The organism is Acutalibacter sp. LFL-21, from assembly GCF_025630755.1.
GTDB lineage: Bacteria > Bacillota > Clostridia > Oscillospirales > Acutalibacteraceae > Acutalibacter > Acutalibacter stercoravium.
The window spans coordinates 1-1,927 of sequence record NZ_JAOTNT010000027.1 but is presented as its reverse complement, the minus strand read 5'-3'; the positions used below and the strand labels follow the sequence as shown (position 1 = coordinate 1,927).

The window sequence follows — 1,927 nt, the reverse complement described above, 5'->3', positions numbered from 1 at the left end:
AGCATCCAGAAGGATCAGACCATTGAGGAAATTTTCCACAACCGCTTGCTGGAAGCCTACGACTACTATCTGATTATTGGCGGGATGCCGGAATGCGTTGTATCCTGGGTCAACCATAAAGACCCGGCAGCGGTTTCCCGAATCCAGCGAGAACTGGTGGAAATTTACGAAAACGACTTTGGGAAGCATAACGGAAAGGTGAACAGCGGGCGCATCCTGATGGTGTTCCGCAGCATTGTCTCCCAGCTCGCCAAATCCAACGAAAAGTTTATCTACGGAGCTGTCCGGCAGGGCGGCCGGGCGCGGGACTTTGAAGAAGCCATCGAATGGCTTGTCTCAGCCGGTATGCTCAACCGCATTTACAATGTCTCCAAGATGGAACATCCCCTTTCCGCCTTTGACAAGCTCGATCAATTCAAGCTGTTCCTGTTTGATACAGGGCTGCTCAAGCACATGGCGGGTATCGACAACAGCGCCATCCTGCTGAAAGCGGACTATCAGTTCAAAGGGCCGCTGACCGAGAACTATGTCTTGCAGCAGCTTCGCGGTCAATTTGAAGTGGAGCCCCGCTATTACTCAACCAAAGCCGGTGAGATCGACTTCGTGCTTCAAAACGGCACAGAGATCATCCCCATCGAGGCAAAGGGAGGCGAAGATAAGTCCGCACCTTCCTTTAAGCGGTATATCGCCGAACACCACCCTGAACACGCCATCCGCTTTTCCAAGCGGGGGTATCGCAAGGACGGCGAGATTACGAACATCCCGCTTTATCTCGCCAGAAAAACAAGAGAGCTGCTGTGACGCAAATCCCCTCTCACACTGTGAGGGGGGATTGCTTGTCAGCCTTGATGGACCGCCCCCACGGCCCTCAGCATCCACAGCCACGGGGGCGGACCATACATCTACGCATCACCCAGAACAGAAAAATTCCTGCCAATAGCTCTGACCTCCCCGCCGCACAAGGAGACTGTCCCGCCAAAACACCCCCCAAATCCGCACTGCCAGCGTGTGGGTTTTTGGGGCGCTTTTTTCCGGATTTCTACGGGTTTTCTACGGGGCGTTTCTTAGAAATCCGTTAGAACTTTCCCCTCCCCGCGGGGACTTCCCGACCTAGGAATCTCCTCTCTTTTTTCTCTTCTGTCTTCTCAAAACCCGCGGAAACTCTGGCTTTTTGGGGTTCCCGCAGCTTCCCTCAGCTTCCGTCAAATTCCGCCAGGTTCGGAAATTCCGGACACACTCGAAATGCGGTAGGTCGGCTTCAAACCGGCGCAAGAGTTCAAATCTCTTCATCTCCGCCAGCGGCAAGCTGCCGCTTCCAAGACGCGCGCACCTCATTTTCTTGGGGTGCGTTTTGCTTTGTGTCCGCGCTTGTAGCGGGCATCTTTTTTTCAACGCTTCCCGAGATTAAAGCTGCATTTTGAGGAATCAAGATGTAGCTTTTCCCATTCCTGTGTACCTTGAGCTGCGAACTGCGCCTATTGTCCTGTCCGAGCAAATCATTCTGCGCACAAGTTGTCAAACCAGCGAAATTGTGGCAGTGTATGTGCAATTTATCCTGCAGGTCACAAAGGATCCAAGAGAAAACAGAAGGGTTATGGATATTGACTACGATATAATACTGGAACAATCGCACAGGCTGTATGGGGTACTTCCCCTGCGAGATACCCGCACTGGACATTTGGAAAGTTTCCAGTCCATCAGATCCAGAATGTAAACAACACCCGCCATTTTTCATCCTTCTTCCCATTGGCTTACAACCGGATGGCGTCCAGAAACCCTACAAAAAATGGAGAGCATACTGCTCTCCATTCAGCCTGTCGAAAAAGGTCACCTTTTGGTGGCCTTTTTTCTCGTATTGAGAGAGAAAATGCGGTATAATGGTGTAGGGTGATAAAAATGCTGGTAAAGAACGCAGAAAATCGAGAGC

General features: G+C 51.5%; 1 protein-coding gene. It reads left to right on the top strand.

Annotated features, from left to right (window positions below):
* On the top strand, positions 1-801 hold an 801-nt coding region (locus tag ODJ80_RS13940), incomplete at its 5' end, for an ATP-binding protein (protein WP_263042550.1).
* Positions 802-1,927: the final 1,126 nt, after the last annotated feature.